The 16,827-nt window shown below is 68.6% G+C and carries 13 protein-coding genes; 6 read left to right on the plus strand and 7 right to left on the minus strand.

Going from position 1 to position 16,827, the window contains the following annotated elements; all coding sequences use genetic code 11:
• Positions 1-92: 92 nt before the first annotated feature.
• The 3 genes from ACF8ME_RS16525 to ACF8ME_RS16535 all read right to left on the minus strand — a co-directional run bounded on the left by ACF8ME_RS16525 (position 93) and on the right by ACF8ME_RS16535 (position 3,066).
• Positions 93-1,229, minus strand: coding sequence for a PilT/PilU family type 4a pilus ATPase (locus ACF8ME_RS16525; protein ID WP_016450725.1), 1,137 nt, complete (start codon positions 1,227-1,229; stop codon positions 93-95).
• Positions 1,230-1,358: 129 nt separating this feature from the next.
• Positions 1,359-1,991, minus strand: coding sequence for a cyclic nucleotide-binding domain-containing protein (locus ACF8ME_RS16530; protein WP_016450724.1), 633 nt, complete (start codon positions 1,989-1,991; stop codon positions 1,359-1,361).
• Positions 1,992-2,022: 31 nt separating this feature from the next.
• A complete protein-coding gene (locus tag ACF8ME_RS16535) occupies positions 2,023-3,066 on the minus strand; it encodes a type IV pilus twitching motility protein PilT (protein ID WP_016450723.1) in 1,044 nt (347 codons plus the stop codon).
• Between the two features lie 37 nt (positions 3,067-3,103).
• Here ACF8ME_RS16535 and ACF8ME_RS16540 point away from each other — a divergent pair, with 37 nt between their 5' ends.
• Positions 3,104-3,829, plus strand: coding sequence for a YggS family pyridoxal phosphate-dependent enzyme (locus ACF8ME_RS16540; protein WP_374006253.1), 726 nt, complete (start codon positions 3,104-3,106; stop codon positions 3,827-3,829).
• A gap of 29 nt (positions 3,830-3,858) precedes the next feature.
• On the opposite strand, the gene ACF8ME_RS16545 is transcribed toward ACF8ME_RS16540, so the two are convergent.
• Together ACF8ME_RS16545 and ACF8ME_RS16550 are read right to left on the minus strand one after the other, a co-directional pair.
• Positions 3,859-5,142, minus strand: coding sequence for a branched-chain amino acid ABC transporter substrate-binding protein (locus ACF8ME_RS16545; RefSeq protein WP_392417414.1), 1,284 nt, complete (start codon positions 5,140-5,142; stop codon positions 3,859-3,861).
• A 26-nt stretch (positions 5,143-5,168) separates the two neighbouring features.
• Positions 5,169-5,891 carry a TetR/AcrR family transcriptional regulator gene (locus ACF8ME_RS16550; RefSeq protein WP_013804427.1) on the minus strand — a complete coding sequence of 241 codons (723 nt, stop codon included), beginning with the start codon at positions 5,889-5,891 and terminating at the stop codon, positions 5,169-5,171.
• Between the two features lie 159 nt (positions 5,892-6,050).
• Between ACF8ME_RS16550 and ACF8ME_RS16555 the strand changes: the two genes are divergently transcribed.
• The 5 genes from ACF8ME_RS16555 to ACF8ME_RS16575 all read left to right on the plus strand — a co-directional run bounded on the left by ACF8ME_RS16555 (position 6,051) and on the right by ACF8ME_RS16575 (position 13,902).
• The gene (locus tag ACF8ME_RS16555; protein ID WP_392417416.1) at positions 6,051-7,649 is read left to right on the plus strand and encodes an AMP-binding protein; all 1,599 of its coding nucleotides are present in this window, start codon (positions 6,051-6,053) and stop codon (positions 7,647-7,649) included.
• A 146-nt stretch (positions 7,650-7,795) separates the two neighbouring features.
• On the plus strand, positions 7,796-11,089 hold the full coding sequence (locus tag ACF8ME_RS16560; RefSeq protein ID WP_392417417.1) for a carboxyl transferase domain-containing protein: 3,294 nt from the start codon (positions 7,796-7,798) through the stop codon (positions 11,087-11,089).
• Positions 11,090-11,191: 102 nt separating this feature from the next.
• Positions 11,192-12,334 carry an alanine--glyoxylate aminotransferase family protein gene (locus tag ACF8ME_RS16565; protein WP_016451985.1) on the plus strand — a complete coding sequence of 381 codons (1,143 nt, stop codon included), beginning with the start codon at positions 11,192-11,194 and terminating at the stop codon, positions 12,332-12,334.
• Between the two features lie 145 nt (positions 12,335-12,479).
• Positions 12,480-12,899, plus strand: coding sequence for an FKBP-type peptidyl-prolyl cis-trans isomerase (locus ACF8ME_RS16570; RefSeq protein WP_016446675.1), 420 nt, complete (start codon positions 12,480-12,482; stop codon positions 12,897-12,899).
• Positions 12,900-12,987: 88 nt separating this feature from the next.
• Entirely contained in the window at positions 12,988-13,902 is a 915-nt protein-coding gene (locus tag ACF8ME_RS16575) for a DMT family transporter (protein WP_047219585.1), read from the plus strand.
• Positions 13,903-13,911: 9 nt separating this feature from the next.
• On the opposite strand, the gene ACF8ME_RS16580 is transcribed toward ACF8ME_RS16575, so the two are convergent.
• Entirely contained in the window at positions 13,912-15,093 is a 1,182-nt protein-coding gene (locus ACF8ME_RS16580) for a Fic family protein (RefSeq protein ID WP_016446673.1), read from the minus strand.
• Between the two features lie 124 nt (positions 15,094-15,217).
• On the minus strand, positions 15,218-16,789 hold the full coding sequence (gene norR, locus ACF8ME_RS16585) for a nitric oxide reductase transcriptional regulator NorR (protein WP_392417419.1): 1,572 nt from the start codon (positions 16,787-16,789) through the stop codon (positions 15,218-15,220).
• Positions 16,790-16,827: the final 38 nt, after the last annotated feature.

Genomic DNA, 16,827 nt, shown 5'->3' on the forward strand with positions numbered 1-16,827 from the left:
CCTGAGAGGTGGTGGGAGCGGGTGGCGCAGGGGCGCGCGGTGTGCGGCCCTGGAAGGAGTCGGTGTCCCGGCTCGGCGCGCTGAAGGCGCGTTCAGACGATGGCGAAATGCTCGGTGCCCGCCGCCAGGTCCAGCGACTTGGCGCGCTGGCTGCCCAGCTTGATCTGCAGCCGCAGGTCGTTGACCGAGTCCGCATTGCGCAGGGCATCCTCGTAGGTGATGAGGTTGGACTCGAACAGGTCGAACAGCGCCTGGTCGAAGGTCTGCATGCCCAGGTTGCGGCTTTTCTTCATGATCTCCTTGATCTCGGTGACTTCGCCCTTGAAGATCAGGTCGGAGATCAGCGGCGAGTTGAGCATCACCTCGATGGCGGCCACGCGCCCCTTGCTGTCCTGCTTGGGCAGCAGGCGCTGGGAGACCATGGCGCGCAGGTTCAGCGACAGGTCCATCAGCAGTTGCGGGCGGCGCTCTTCGGGGAAGAAGTTGACGATGCGGTCCAGCGCCTGGTTGGCGCTGTTGGCGTGCAGCGTGGCCAGGCACAGGTGGCCGGTTTCCGAGAAGGCGATGGCGTGCTCCATGGTCTCGCGGTCCCGGATTTCGCCCATGAGGATCACGTCCGGTGCCTGGCGCAGGGAGTTCTTGAGCGCTGCTTCCCAGCTGTCCGTGTCCAGGCCCACCTCGCGCTGCGTGACCACGCAGTTCTTGTGCGGGTGCACGAATTCGATGGGGTCCTCGATGGTCACGATGTGGCCGTAGGAATTCTCGTTGCGCCAGTCCACCATGGCGGCCAGCGTGGTGGACTTGCCCGAGCCCGTGGCGCCGACCAGGATGCACAGGCCGCGCTTGGTCATGGTCACTTCCTTGAGCACCTGGGGTACGCCCAGGCTGTCGATGGTGGGCAGGGCCAGCGGAATCGTCCGCATCACCATGCCCACGCGGCCCTGCTGGATGAAGGCGTTGACGCGAAAGCGCCCTATGCCCGGCGGCGAGATGGCGAAGTTGCACTCCTTGGTGCGCTCGAAATCGGCGATCTGCTTGTCGCTCATGACGGAGCGCGCCAGCGTCAGCGTGTGCACCGGCGACAGCGGCTGCGGCGACACCTTGGTGATGCGCCCGTCGATCTTGATCGCCGGCGGGAATTCCGCCGTGATGAACAAGTCGCTGCCGTTGCGGCTGACCATGAGCTTGAGCAGGTCGTTGATGAACTTGGTGGCCTGATCTCTTTCCATTGCCGTATTCCCCCGGGCATTGCGCACCGTCGTGGCGCGCAGGTTGTTTTGTTATGTGCAGGTGGTCCGGTCCGGCCCGGATGGGCCAGGCGTCCTCATATTCGACTCATTCGCCGACTCATTCGCCATCTAAGTGTGCTGCTCCTCGCCCAGGCGCACGCTGATGGCACGCAGCCGGAACGAGAGCTTGCGCGCCAGCAGCGCCATCAGCTTGGCGGCCAGCGCGGCATCCTTGACCATCATTTCGTCCAGCGCCTCTGCGCTGAGCACGCCGATCTCGCAGTCGGTCAGCGTGGTGCAGCTGGAAAAGCGCGGCCCGCCGTCGAGCAGCGACATCTCGCCGAGGATGTCGCCGGGCCGTGTCTGCGCCAGGCGCATGCGCTCGCCCCAGGGCTGCTGGCGCTCCACGGCGATCTGGCCGGACAGCACCACCGCCATGAAGCTGCCGTTCTCCTCCTGGCGGATCACGTCGCGCTGCGGCGCCACGGCCGCGTAGATGAAGTATTCGCTCAGCCGGTGCAGGCTGGCGGCGTCAAGCTGGCCCAGGTAGCGGTCGCGCGACCACAGCTGCTCCAGCTGGGTGACGCTGCCGCGCGGCAGCCGCGTGGCGCCCACCTCGATGGCGCGCGCCTCCCAGGGAACGGGAGGCGTGTGCGGGTCCATGAAGCCATGCGCCGCCAGCGTGGTCGTGAAGAAGGCCGACTCGGAGGCCGGGGCCGAAGGGTCCTGGCCGCTTCGCAGCTTGCGGAAAATGCTTTTCATGGCGCGTGGCGAGAGGCTGGGCCGGAGGCGGTCAGCCCGGGAAGTTGTCCGGTATCTTGGCCTTGGCGCGCGCTTCGGCCGGGCTGATCAGGTTGCGCCGCACCAGATCGGTCAGGTTCTGGTCCAGCGTCTGCATGCCCACATTCTGACTCGTCTGGATGGTGGAGTACATCTGGGCCACCTTGGCCTCGCGGATCAGGTTGCGGATGGCGCTGGTGCCCAGCATGATCTCGTGGGCCGCGATGCGGCCCTGGCCGTCCTTGGTCTTGCACAGCGTCTGCGAGATCACGGCCTGCAGCGATTCGGAAAGCATGGCGCGCACCATCTCCTTTTCCTCGGCCGGGAAGACGTCGATGATGCGGTCGATGGTCTTGGCGGCGCTGGAGGTGTGCAGGGTGCCGAAGACCAGGTGGCCCGTCTCGGCCGCGGTCATGGCCAGGCGGATGGTTTCGAGGTCACGCATTTCGCCCACCAGGATGGCGTCCGGGTCCTCGCGCAGCGCCGAGCGCAGGGCGGCCGAGAACGACTGCGTCATCGGCCCGACCTCGCGCTGGTTGATCAGGCACTTCTTGGAGTCGTGCACGAATTCGATGGGGTCCTCCACCGTCAGGATGTGGCCGTACTCGGTCTCGTTGAGGTGGTTGACCATGCCGGCCAGCGTGGTGGACTTGCCCGAGCCCGTGGGGCCGGTCACCAGCACCAGGCCGCGCGGCTTCAGGGCCAGGTCGGCGAAGATGCGCGGCGCGTTGAGCTGCTCCAGCGTCAGGATCTTGCTGGGAATGGTACGGAAGACGGCGGCCGCGCCCCGGTACTGGTTGAAGGCGTTGACACGAAAGCGCGCCAGGCCCTCGATCTCGAACGAGAAGTCCACCTCCAGGAACTCCTCGTAGGCCTTGCGCTGGGAGTCGCTCATGATGTCGTAGACCATGGCGTGGACCGTCTTGTGGTCCAGCGGATCGACATTGATGCGGCGCACATCGCCGTGCACGCGGATCATCGGCGGAAGCCCCGCGGACAGGTGCAGGTCGGAGGCCTTGTTCTTGACGCTGAAAGCCAGCAATTGGGTGATGTCCACGGAGTTCGCTCCCTCGTTTGGTACGCTGGCGGCAATTATGACGACGATTGAAAACAAGCTTCAACAGATTCACGAACGGATTGCCTCGGCCTGCGCGCAGGCGGGCCGGGCGGCCGGCTCGGTGCAGTTGCTGTCCGTCTCCAAGACCTTCGGCCCCGACGCCGTGCGCCAGGCCGTGCTGGCCGGCGAGCGCAGCTTTGGCGAGAACTACATCCAGGAAGGCGTGGACAAGATCGCCGCCGTGCGCGCCATGGGCCTGCCGGGCGGCGAGGCCCTGCAATGGCATTGCATAGGCCCCATCCAGAGCAACAAGACGCGCCTGGTGGCCGAGCATTTCGACTGGGCCCAGACCGTGGACCGCCTGAAGATCGCCGAGCGCCTGTCGGCCCAGCGCCCCGAGGGCCTGGCGCCGCTGCAGGTCTGCATCCAGCTGAACGTGGATGGCGGCGAGACCAAGGCCGGCGTGGCGCCCCAGCAGGCGCTGGAGCTGGCCGCCGCCATCGTGCAGCTGCCGCGCTTGGTGCTGCGCGGCGTGATGAGCATTCCCGACGATGTGCCGGGCTTCGAGGCCCAGCGCGAGGTGCATGCCCGCGCCACGGCCGTGTTCACGCAGATCCGCGCCAGCGGCCTGCCGGGGCTGGAGCGCTTCGACACGGTGTCCATGGGGATGACGGGCGACCTGGAAGCGGCCGTGGCCGCCGGATCGACCATGGTGCGCGTGGGCAGCGGCATCTTCGGCCAACGAAACTACGCCCCGCGCTGAGCGGGGCGTAGCTGGCGGGATACTCAGCCTCAGCGGCTGCCGGGCCGCTTCATCTGGCAGTCCGTGGGCAGCTCCACCTGCTCGGGCGTGTAGACGGCGTCGGTGCGAAAGCCGTAGTTCGTGCCTTCCCAGCCGGTCTTGACCAGCTTGCCATCCATGGGCGCGATGGTGTTGACCACCTGGGGCAGCAGCAGCTGGTGGTCCTTGCCGCGCATGCGCACGGGGCCGACCACGGTGTCCATCTGCAGGTCCTCCAGGGCCAGCGCGATCTTCACAGGTTCGGTGGACTGTGCCTTGGCCATGGCGGCGGCCAGCATGCGCGGCACCAGGTCCATGCGCGGGGCCAGGAAGTCCTTGCCCATGCGGGCCTTGTATTCCTGGGCGCGGGCGTCGGCCAGCGGGCGGCCGGCCTGGCCCGGGTGCCATTCGGCCACCCAGGTCAGCTGGCCGATGCGGGTCTGGGCGAAGGATGTCACCGTGCCCGGCATGCCGCCTGCGCTGTGGTTGAAGTAGCGCAGGTCATAGCCCGAGTCGGCGGCTGACTTGAGCAGCAGGGTCAGGTCCTGGCCCCAGTTGCCCGTGATCACCGAGTCCGCACCTGTTTCCTTGATCTTGGCCACATAGGGCGCGAAGTCCTTGACCCGGCCTATGGGGTGGAGCATCTCGCCCGTGAACTGGATATCGGGCCGGGCCGCGCTCACCATCTGGCGCCCGTAGGCCGCCCACTGCTTGCCGTGGGCGTAGTCCTGGTTGAGCAGGTAGACCTTGCGGATGCCCGGCTGGGTCTTGATGTAGCTGGCAATCGCCTGCATGCGCATGGCGGTGTTGGCATCGAACATGAAATGCCAGAAGCTGCAGGCCTTGCCCGTCAGCTCGGGGTCGATGGAGGAGTGGTTGAGCACCAGCACCTCCTTGCCCGGATTGCGCTGGTTGTGGCGCGAGGCCGCCTGCACCAGGGCTGCCACCACCGACGAGCCCGATCCCCCGGTCACCACCACGCGCGCGCCCTGGTCTAGGGCCGCCTGCAGCGCGGCCTGGCTTTCCTGGGCCGAGAGCTTGCTGTCGAACTGCAGCAGCTGCAGCTTCGCCCCGTTGAACAGACCGCCCTTGGCGTTCACGTCCTCGACCGCGTACTGCACGTGGTCGCGCATCAGCTCGCCCGTGCTGACGAAGGGGCCGGACAGCGGATCGATGAAGGCGATCTTGAAGCTGTCGGTTCCCTGGGCGTGGGTGGCCGTGCTGCACAGCAGGGCGGCGGCGAGTGCCATGGATGGCTGGGAATATCGTCGGATGCAATGGCGGCGGATCGGCATGTCTTGTCTCCTCGAAGGAATGGTCGTCAGTCCTTGCCGGGCGGCTCGGCCCGGGGCCGGCTGCGCCGTGCAGGCGTCTTTTTCGCGGGGGATGCGGCAATGGCTTCGGGCGCGGTGGCTGGCGCCGTGCGCAGGCCCAGCACGCGGCTGGCCAGCTCGGTCAGCTCGGCCACCATCTCGGCCGTGCCCAGGCGGCCGCCGGGGCGGTACCAGTTGTAGAGAAAGCCCGGCAGGCTGCAGGCGGCCTGGGCGGTGATGCGTGTCTCGCGAAAGTCCAGGTGGCCGCTGGCGCGGCCTTCTTCGAGCAGCGCGCAGAACTGGCGGTAGAACTGGCGCGCCAGCGTGCGCGAGGCCTTCATGTACGCAGGGCTGAAGGCCTGGGGCTCGCGGTAGGGAAAGAAGGCCGCCGGATAGTGGGCAATGGTGGCCGCGATCAGGCGCTGCAGGCCGTCCACGGCCTTCTCGTGCGCGGCGCGCGCATCGTCGGCCGCGAAGTCCAGCACCGTGAAGCAGGCCTCGGTGGGCGCCCAGCACAGGGTCTCGAAGATCTCCTGCTTGTTGCGGAAGTAGTAGTAGACGAAGGGCTTGGTCACGCCCAGGGCCTGGACGATCTGCTCCATCGTGGTGTTGGCGTAGCCGTTGCGGTCGAACAGGGCCTCGGCCGCCTTGAGGATGCGTTCGCGCTTTTCATCGGAGCCGGCCGTGGGAAGGCGCTGGCGGCCGCGCGGGGTGACAGGGGGCTTGGGCATGCGGGAAATCTCGTGTCGCGTCGGTGGCTGCGATGGTTATACCGATGGGTAGCAATGTTCTACCAGCGGGTATATATTGGCAAGCCGCTGGACCCCAAAACAAATCAAGGCTATCCCTTAGGACTGGTTCCGGGATGGCCAGACACCCAGGAGACAAGCATGGCGGATTCCGAGACCCTCATTCCCCTGCATGAGGCCCTGCGCCGCAATGCGCGCAACCACCCCGGCCGCGACGCCTACATCTGGTATGGCCGCCACATCAGCTGGGCCGAGATGGATGCGGCCAGCGACGCCTTTGCCGCGCGGCTGCAGGCGCTGGGCGTGGGCCGGGGCGAGCCCGTGGCGCTGTTCATGAACAACTGCCCGCAGTACATCGTGGCGCACTACGGCATCCAGAAGGTCGGCGCCATCGTCTGCCCCTGCGGGCCGCTGAACAAGGAGCATGAGCTGCAGTACCAGCTCGATGACCTCCAGGCCCGCGTCATCGTCGCGGCCGATGTGCTGCTGCCCGTGGTGGACAAGGTGCGCGCCAGCACGGCGCTCAGGCATGTGCTGGCCGTGCGCTATGGCGACTGGCTTCCTGAATCGGCCACGCTGGCGCTGCCGCCCGAACTGCAGGCCCCCGTGCAGCCGCTGCCCGAGGGCGTGGAATCGTTCTGGGATGTCATGCACAGCGGCGCCAAGCCCGTGCCCGTCGATGTCGCCATGGACGATGTCTCGCTGATGACCTATACCTCGGGCACCACGGGCCTGCCCAAGGGCGCCATGCTCAGCTACGGCAACGCGGCCAGCAAGACGGCCGGCGCCTCCAGCGCCACGGGCGTGAACGCCGGCGACATGCTGCTGGCCGTGGCGCCGCTCTATCACATTGCCGGCATGTCCATGGGCGTGAACATGCCCGTGCACAGCGGCGCCACCTGCGTGCTGCTGCACCGCTTCGACCCGCTGGCCGTGGCCCAGGCCCTGGAGCGCTACCGCGTGACCTGGTGGTACAGCATCGCGCCCATGAACGTGGCCGTGATGCAGCTGCCGGGCGTGGAGGCCATGGACTTTTCCGCGCTGCGCCGCAACACGGTGACCAGCTTCGGCATTGCCTACACCGAGGAGCTGGCGCGGCAGTGGAGGCGCTTCACCCCGAACTGCATCTCCAGCGAGGCGGCCTATGGTCTGAGCGAGACCCACACCATGGACACCACCATGCCGGGCGATGCCATCCGCTGGGGCACGCACGGCAAGCCGCTGCCCGGCAACGAGGTGCGCATCATCGACCCCGAGACCGGCGAGCCGCTGCCGGCCGGCGAAGTGGGCGAGATCACCATCCGCGGCCCCGGCAACTTCAAGGGCTACTGGAACAAGCCCGAGGCCACGGCCAGGACCCTGAAGAACGGCTGGGTGCACACGGGCGACATGGGCCGCATGGACGCCGAGGGCTACCTGACCTTCATCGGCCGCTTCAAGGAAATGATCAAGGTCTCGGGCTACAGCGTCTTCCCCGAGGAGGTGGAGGCCATCCTCATCAAGCATCCGGCCGTGGCCCAGGCCGCCGTGATCGGCGTGCCCGACCCGCAAAAGGGAGAGGTCGTGCGCGCCTTCATCGTCACGCGGCCGGGCCAGCAGATCGCGGCGGAGGACCTGGTGCAGTGGTCGCGCGAGAACATGGCCAGCTACAAGGCGCCGCGCGAGGTGCGTTTCATCGAGGCGCTGCCCGCCACCGGCGCGGGCAAGGTGCTGCGCAGGATGTTGAAAGACACCCCCTGAGTCGCTTCGCGCCTTCCCCCTCTCTACCCGCTTCGCGGGGGAGGGGGACGACACCTTCGGTGCGGGGCGGCCCTTCCTCGGTGCCCCTTGCATTTGAGGGCGCCAGTTGCAAACGCTGTTGACCATTGATACCGGACCTTTTACCCATGTTCCAGAAGATCCTGATTGCCAACCGCGGCGAGATCGCGCTGCGCATCGTGCGCGCGCTGCGCGAGCTGGGTGTGCCCAGCCTGGCCGTCCATGCCGCAGACGATGCGCAGGCGCCGCATGTATCCGCTGCCGATGCAGCCGTGCCCCTGGACGCCAGCGGCCCCTCGGCCTACCTGGACGGCGCCCACCTGCTGCGCATTGCGCGCGAGCACGGCTGCGACGGCATCCATCCGGGCTACGGCTTTCTCAGCGAGAACGCCGGCTTTGCCCAGGCCTGCGCCGACGCGGGACTGCGCTTCATCGGCCCTGCACCCGCCCATCTGGCGCTGCTGGGCGACAAGGCCCGCGCACGCGATCTGGCGCGCCGCTGCGGCGTGCCGCTGATGCCGGGCAGCAGCGAGGCTGTCACGCTGGAACAGGCCCAGGCCTTCTTCGAGGCGCAGCAGGCCGGGGGCGCCAGCGGCATCATGGTCAAGGCCATCGGCGGTGGCGGCGGGCGCGGCATGCGCGCCGTGGCGCGCGCCGAGGACCTGCCTGCCGCCTACGAGCGCTGCCGCAGCGAGGCGCGCGCCGCCTTCGGCGTGGACGGCGTCTATGTGGAGCGTTTGATGACGGGCGCGCGCCATATCGAGGTACAGATCCTGGGCGACGGCGGCGCAGGCCCCATCGCGCTGGGCGAGCGCGAATGCACGCTGCAGCGGCGCTTCCAGAAGCTGGTCGAGATCGCGCCCAGCCCCAGCCTGGCGCAGCCGCTGCGCGAGCGCATCACGCGCGACGCGCTGCGCATGGCCGCCGAGATCGGCTACGAGAGCCTGGGCACCTTCGAATTCCTGGTCGATGCCGCCTCCGACTCCCTGCCCTATGTGTTCATCGAGGCCAACCCGCGCCTGCAGGTCGAGCACACCATCACCGAGGAAGTCTTCGGCATTGACCTGGTGCAGGCCCAGATCCGCATTGCGGCGGGCGATCACCTGGGCGAGCTGGGCCTGGATGCCAGGACACCCCCCGCGCCGCGCGGCTATGCCATGCAGTGGCGCATCAATGCCGAGACGCTGGATGCCGCAGGCCATTCGCGCCCCGGCAGCGGACGCATAGGCGCATTGCAGTGGCCGGCCGGCCCCGGCATCCGCATCGACACGCATGCGGTGGCGGGCGCCAGCCCCTCGCCGCACTACGACACGCTGCTGGCCAAGCTCATCGTGCACAGCAGCGGGCCGCGCTTCGAAGACGTGCTGCGCCGCGCACGCCGCGCGCTGGACGAATGCCGCATCGACGGGCTGGCCACCAACCTGCCGCTGCTGCAGGCGCTGGCCGGCCGGCCCGAGATGGCGTCGCAGGCCGTGCACACACGCTGGCTTGAAGAGGCCCTTCCAGAATTGGTGGCGGACGCCCAGGCGCTGGCCGAAGGCGCGCGCCGCACGGCCGTGGCCGCCGATGTTGCGATGACTGCCGAGGCTGCTGGCGCGCCGGTCCCCGAAGGCGCCCTCACGGCGCCCATGCCCGCGCGCATTGTCCAGTGGAGCGTGGCCGTGGGCGATGCCGTGTCCGCCGGCGCCGAGCTGGGCGTGCTCGAAGCCATGAAGATGGAGCATGTGCTGCTGGCGCCGCAGGCCGGCACCATCACCCAACTGCTGGCCGAGGCCGGTGCCTATGTGGCCCAGGACCAGCCCCTGCTGGTGCTGGCCGCCGCCGAAGGCGTGCAGGCCGACGCACGCGCGCAGCAGATCGCCCAGGACCCGGACCACATCCGCGCCGACCTGCGCCGCGTCATCGACCGCCATGCCTTCACGCTGGACACCGCCCGCCCCGAGGCCATGGCCAAACGCCATGCCCAGGGCGGCCGCAGCGCGCGCGAGAACATCGCCGATCTTTGCGATGAGGGCAGCTTCATCGAATACGGTGCGCTGGCCATTGCCGCGCAGACGCGCCGGCGCAGCATGGACGACCTGATCGCCAACACGCCGGCCGACGGCATGGTCACGGGCATGGGCTCCATCAACGGCGCGCAGTTCGGCCAGGAGCGCTCGCGCGCCGTCGTCATGGCCTATGACGCCACCGTGCTGGCCGGCACCCAGGGCGCGCGCAACCATGCCAAGACCGACCGCATGCTGGGCATTGCGCTGGCCCAGAAGCTGCCCGTGGTGCTGTTCGCCGAAGGCGGCGGCGGGCGGCCCGGCGATACCGACACGCCCGTGGTCGCCGGCCTGCATGTGCACACCTTCGCGGCCTATGCGGCGCTGTCGGGCCAGGTGCCGGTGATCGGCATTGCACACGGCCGCTGCTTTGCGGGCAATGCAGCCCTGCTGGGCTGCAGCGACGTCATCATCGCCACGCGCGCCAGCACCATCGGCATGGGCGGGCCAGCCATGATCGAGGGCGGTGGCCTGGGCGTGTTCCGCCCTGAAGAGATAGGACCCAGCGGCATCCAGCATGCCAATGGCGTGATCGACGTGCTGGTCGAGGACGAGGCCCAGGCCGTGGCTGCAGCGCGCCACTATCTTTCGTTCTTCCAGGGCCGCACCACGGAGTGGACCGCGCCCGACACGCGCGCCCTGCGCCATGTGGTGCCCGAGAACCGGCTGCGTGCCTATGACACGCGTGCGGCCATGGCGCATCTGGTGGACGAAGGCAGCCTGCTGCTGCTGCGCACGGGCTTTGGCGCAGGCATCCACACCGGGCTGGCGCGCATCGAAGGCCGGCCCGTGGGGCTGATGGCCAACAACCCCTCCCACCTGGGCGGCGCCATCGACGCCGATGCGGCCGACAAGGCCGCGCGCTTCATGCAGCTGTGCAACGCCCATGGCCTGCCCATCGTGAGCCTGGTGGACACGCCCGGCTTCATGGTCGGCCCCGAGATCGAGAAGACGGCCCAGGTGCGCCATGTCAGCCGCCTGTTCGTCACGGCGGCCAAGCTGCGCGTGCCGTATTTCAGCGTGGTGCTGCGCAAGGGCTACGGCCTGGGGGCCATGGGCATGACGGCGGGCAGCTTCCATGCGCCGGTGTTCAACGTGGCCTGGCCCACGGGCGAGTTCGGCGCCATGGGTCTGGAAGGCGCCGTGCGCCTGGGCTTTCGCAAGGAACTGCAGGCCCTGCCCGAGGGCGCCGAACGCAACGCCCTGTTCGACCGGCTGCTGGCCCAGCAGTACGCCCACGGCGAGGCCATGCACATGGCCGGCACGCTGGAGATCGACGCCGTCATCGACCCCGCCGACACGCGCGCCTGGCTGTCGCGCGGCCTGGCGGGGGCGCGCGTGGCACCCGCCCAGGCGGGCTTCGTGGACACCTGGTAGGCCCTGAAAACGCGGCAGGCGGCGTGCTAAGCTGATCCTCTTTTCGACGAACACGATGGCGGGCCCGCTCAAGCGGGCCCCGCTGCCTTTGGAGACCTTCCCATGCCCGGACTTCTGCCCGATATCGATCCCGACGGCCTGCTCGAATTCTCGGTGGTCTACACCGACCGCGCGCTCAACCACATGTCCAAGCGCTTCGCGGGCGTGATGCAGGACATCCTCACCACGCTGCAGGAGGTCTACCACGCCCACACGGCCGTGCTGGTGCCGGGCAGCGGCACCTTCGGCATGGAGGCCGTGGCGCGCCAGTTCGCCAACCGCGAAAAGGTGCTCATCGTGCGCAACGGCTGGTTCAGCTACCGCTGGACCCAGATCTTCGAGGAAGGCGGCCTGGGCGGTGGCGCCGTGGTCTGCAAGGCCCGCCGCCAGGGCCCGGGCAGCCAGGACCCCTGGGCGCCTTGCGCGGCCGAGGACGTGGCCGCCGCCATCCGCACCGAGAAGCCCAAGGTCGTGTTCGCGCCCCATGTGGAGACGGCCAGCGGCATCATCCTCAGCGACAGCTACCTGCGCGCCGTGGCCGATGCCGCGCACGAGGTGGGTGCGCTCTTCGTGCTGGACTGCGTGGCCTCGGGCGCCATGTGGGTGGACATGGAAAAGACGGGCGTGGACGTGCTGATCAGCGCGCCGCAAAAGGGCTGGAGCAGCTCGCCGTGCTGCGCCATGGTCATGCTCTCGCAGCGTGCGCGCGAAGCCATCGAGCACACGCAAAGCTCCAGCTTCTCCTGCGACCTCAAGAAGTGGATGCAGATCGCCGAGGGCTACGAGAAGGGCCAGCACGCCTACCACACCACCATGCCCACCGACGCCCTGGTCCGCCTGCGCGACGTGATGCTGGAGACGCGCGCCTACGGCTTCGCCAAGGTGCGCGACGAGCAGATCGCCCTGGGCGCCAAGGTGCGCGCCCTGCTGGAGTCGCGCGGCTTTCCCAGCGTGGCGGCCGAAGGCTGGAAGGCCCCCGGCGTGGTCGTCAGCTACACCACCGACCCCGGCATCCAGAGCGGCAAGAAGTTCATGGAAGCCGGCCTGCAGACCGCCTCGGGCGTGCCCCTGCAGTGCGACGAAGGCCCGGACTTCAAGACCTTCCGCATCGGCCTGTTCGGCCTGGAAAAATGGCATAACGTGGACCGCACCGTCGGCCACATCGCCAAAGCGCTGGACGACATCGGTGTAAATGGCACCCCCTGAGCGGCTGCGCCGCTTCCCCCAGGGGACGACGCCCTCGCTGCGAGGCGGCTCTTGCTCGGCGTCCCGCCTTCAGGCAGTGCCAGCGCTTGAGGCCGCGCGGCATGGCATTGCTGTTGAATGTATTTTTTGATTTGAAGGAACCCTGATGAACAAGACCCTCACCACCCTGGCCGCCTCCTGCGGCCTGATGCTCGCCGCACTGACCGGCGTGGCGGCCCATGCGGCCGAGCCCGTCACCACGGCCAGCGGCCTGGTCTATGAAAGCCTCAAGGAAGGCACGGGCGCCAGCCCCAAGGCCAGCGACACGGTGCGCGTGCACTACCGCGGCTACTTCCCCGACACGGGCAAGGACTTCGACAGCTCCATCACGCGCGGCCAGCCCATCGAGTTCCCCCTGACCGGCGTGATTCCCTGCTGGACCGAAGGCGTGCAGAAGATGAAGGTCGGCGGCAAGGCCAAGCTGACCTGCCCGCCCTCCATCGCCTACGGCAGCCGTGGCGCGGGCAGCGTGATCCCGCCCAACGCCACGCTGAACTTCGAGGTGGAACTGCTGGGCATCAAGTGATGGCCGGCCTGCTGGCCGGGCCATCCCCCGCCTGATGCGAAGCCGGCCTGCGGGCCGGCTTTTTCACGGTCGCTGAAAGGAAGACGTCGTGGACCCTCGCAAACCGCTGGACGCGCGCGCCGCCGCGCTGATGCTCATGCTGTGCCTGATCTGGAGCCTGCAGCAGATCCTGCTCAAGGCCACGGCCGATGCCATCGCGCCCACGCTGCAGATCGCGCTGCGCTCGGGCGCGGGCGCCGTGCTGGTGTGGCTGTTCATGCGCTGGCGCGGCATGCGCGTGCAGTGGGGCGACGGCAGCTGGCGCCCGGGCCTGGCCGTGGGCACGCTGTTTGCGCTGGAATTCCTGCTGGTGGGCGAGAGCATCAACCACACCTCGGCCGCCCATGTGGTGGTCTTCCTGTATTCCGCTCCCGTGTTCGCGGCGCTGGGCCTGCACTGGAAGCTGCCCTCGGAGCGCCTGGCGCCGCTGCAATGGCTGGGCATCGTGCTGGCCTTTGCCGGCATTGCGCTGGCCTTCCTGGGCGGCGGCAAGCCTTCGAAGGCGGCCGGCGCCGCCATGCTGCTGGGCGACCTGCTGGCGCTGGCCGCCGGCGTGGCCTGGGGCGCCACCACGGTGGCCATCCGCACCACGCGGCTGGCATCGCTGCCCGCCGCGCAGACCCTGCTCTACCAGCTGGCCACCGGCTTTGCGCTGCTGCTGCCCGCCGCCTTCCTGCTGGGCCAGACCCGCTTCGAGCCCACGCCCCTGGCCTGGGCCGGCCTGGCCTTCCAGTCCGTGCTGGTCTGCTTCGTGAGCTTCCTGGTCTGGTTCTGGCTGCTCACGCAATACCTGGCCTCGCGCCTGGGCGTGTTCTCTTTCATGACGCCCATCTTCGGCGTGGTCTTCGGTGCCTGGCTGCTCAGCGAGCCCATCGAGCCCAACTTCCTGGCGGGGGCGCTGATGGTGCTGGCAGGGGTGCTGCTGGTGAGCGGGTATGGGTGGCTGAAGTCGCTCAGGCGGTGAGGCCGGGGATCAGGCCGGCCGGGGTAGCGGATCCGTGCCCTCGTTGAGCACGGAAAGATAGCGCTGATAGCTGAAGACCCGGCCTCGCTTGCGGCCGGTCACTTCCTCGATGATGCCCAGGCGCTGCAAGTCGGCGAGCGCCGTGTTGACGGTAGGCGAGGACAGTCCCGTCTGCCGGACCAGCTGGTTGGACGTCAGGAAGGGGTTGAGCTGGAACAGGTCGTGGATGCGCAGCGTGGAGCTGGCGCGTTCGCCTTCGGTCGCGATGCGTTCGCGGTCCTGCCTGAACAGATCGACGATATGCGTGGCGGCCTCGAAGGCCTGGTTCGCGGTCTGTGCCACGCCGGTGAGAAAGAAGTCGAGCCAGGCTTCCCAGTTGCCGTTCTCGCGCACTTCCTGCAGCAGCCGGTAGTACTCGGCCCGATGCGTCTTGAGAAAGAGGCTGAGGTAGAGCAGCGGCTTGTTCAGCACGCCGTTGATGCAGAGGTACAGCGTGACCAGCAGGCGGCCGATGCGGCCATTGCCATCGAGGAACGGATGCAGTGTCTCGAACTGCACGTGCAGCAGGCCCGCCTTGATGAGGGCGGGCAGGCGGGAGGCATCTTCGTGCATGAAGCGTTCAAAGGCGTCGAGGCAGGGGCCGAGCTCGTTGACAGGCGGCGGCACAAACAAGGCATTGCCTGGACGCGTGCCGCCAATCCAGTTCTGCGAGCGCCGGAACTCGCCGGGGCTTTTGGTGCCGCCGCGTCCGCTTTGCAACAGCCGGCCATGCATCTCGCGGATCAGGCGCAGTGACAGCGGCAGGTCCCGCAGGCGCTCCAGTCCGTACATCATCGCGTCCACATAGTTCGAAACTTCGCGGATGTCGTCGATGGGCTGGCCCGCCTGGGCCTCGGCTTCGAAGCGCAGCAGGTCCGACAGCGTCGATTGCGTGCCCTCGATCTGCGAAGAAAGCACGGCCTCCTTGCGCACGTACATGTAGAGGAACAGCTCCTGGCGGGGCAGCAGCATGGTGATGCCATCGAGCCGTCCCAGCGCACGCTCGGCAAGGCTGAGCTTTTCCAGGAGGACGAGCACATCGATGGCCGGCTCCGGCGGCAGCGGTGGCGGCACGAAGGCGCGCACCTTTTCGCCTGCTGCGGATGTCTCGATGAAGCGGCCAAGCCGCTGGCTGGTAGGGGAATCGGGCATGGGCTGACTATGGCTTCGGACGCTTATTTAAGCAAATGCGGTTTTTCTTAAATAACGAGAGCGCCAAGTTAAGCAGACTTAAATAAGCCTTCGTCTCAAGGCGGCGGGCCGGCCGCATGACCCCTCATGCCAGTCCCAGTCGCCGCGCCAGCCGCTGCAGGTTGGCGCGGTCCATCTGCAGCTCGCGTGCGGCGGCGGCCCAGCTGCCGTGGTGGCGCTGCAGGCTGGCCTTGATCAGCTGGCGTTCGTAGCTCTCCACGGCATTGCGCAGGCCTTGGGAGCTGGCGCCGGGCGATGCGACCTGTGGGACGGGCAGGGTCGGGGTGGCCGTCGCCGGGGGCTGCGCGTCATCCCAGAGATCGGCCTGCCCCAGCGTGACCATGCGTGCCCGGCCACCGGCCGGAGTGCCGGAGGGCGCACGGCTGAGAGCCCGCAGCACGCCGCGGCTGATGAGGTGCTCCAGTTCCCGGACATTGCCGGGCCAGTCCTGGGCGAGCAAGGCCGATTGCCCAGCGGGGTGCAGGCGCAGTCCGCCCAGGCCCAGGCGGGAACGGTTTTCCTCGAGGAAGAAGCCGGCCAGCATCAGCACGTCGCTGTCGCGCTCGCGCAGCGCGGGCACGCGCAACGGGTAGACGCTCAGGCGGTGGAAGAAATCGGCGCGCATGCGGCCGGCCGCCACTTCGGCGGCCAGGTCACGGTTGGTGGCGGCGATCACGCGCACGTCCACATGGTGCTCGCGGTCCGAACCCAGGCGCTGCAGCTGGCCGCTTTGCAGCACGCGCAGCAGCTTGGCCTGCACGGGCAGGGACAGCTCGCCCACTTCGTCCAGGAACAGCGTGCCCTGGTCGGCCTGCTCGAACTTGCCGCTGCGCTCGGACAGCGCGCCCGTGAAGGCGCCGCGCACATGGCCGAACAGCTCGCTTTCGACCAGGTTGTCGGGCAGGGCCGCGCAGTTGATGCTGACCAGCGCCCGGCCTGCACGCGCCGACTGCGCATGCACGGCCTGGGCCACCAGTTCCTTGCCCGTGCCGGTCTCGCCCGTGATCAGCACATTGAGGTCGCTGGCCGCGACCAGGGCGATGTCCTTTTGCAGCGCGCGCATGGCCGGGCTCTGGCCGATCAGCGGACGCGATGAATCGCCCCCCGGGGCGGCGCCGGGTGCGGGCAGGGCGCGCGCACTGCGCGCCAACCGGCGCAGCCGCTCGGCCGTGGTCACGGTGGCCGCCGCCAGGTTGCTGAAGGCCTGCAGCGCCGCCAGCGCGGCCGGGTCGGCAAAGCGCCCCGGGTCCAGCGCGTCCAGCGTCAGCAGGCCCCAGGGCAGGCCGCCGGTCTGCAGCACGCAGCCCATGCAGTCGTGCACCTCCAGCGGCCCGTGGCCCTGGGCCACCAGGCCGTCATAGGGATCGGGCAGCGGACTGTCGGGCGCAAAGCGCATGGCCTGGCCCGCGGCCAGCAGCTGGGCGAAGCGCGGGTGCTCGGCAATGCGAAAGCGCCGGCCCAGCGCATCGGGCACCAGGCCGTCGATGGCCACGGGCCGCAGCCACTCGCCTTCCAGGCGCAGCAGGGCGGCGGCATCGGCCGGCAGCACGGCGCGCAGGGCTGCCAGCAGGCGGCGAAAGCGCTCGCGCTCAGGCAGGTCCTGGGCCAGGTCGGCCACCAGAGGGGTGAGGGCGTGCAGGGCGGTGGATGTGGTCATAAAGACTGCGATGGCTGTCAAAAGGACTCGATTTGACG

Origin of the sequence: Delftia sp. WSY_7 (assembly GCF_043104845.1) — a bacterium.
In the GTDB taxonomy this organism is placed as follows: Bacteria; Pseudomonadota; Gammaproteobacteria; order Burkholderiales; family Burkholderiaceae_C; genus Comamonas; species Comamonas tsuruhatensis.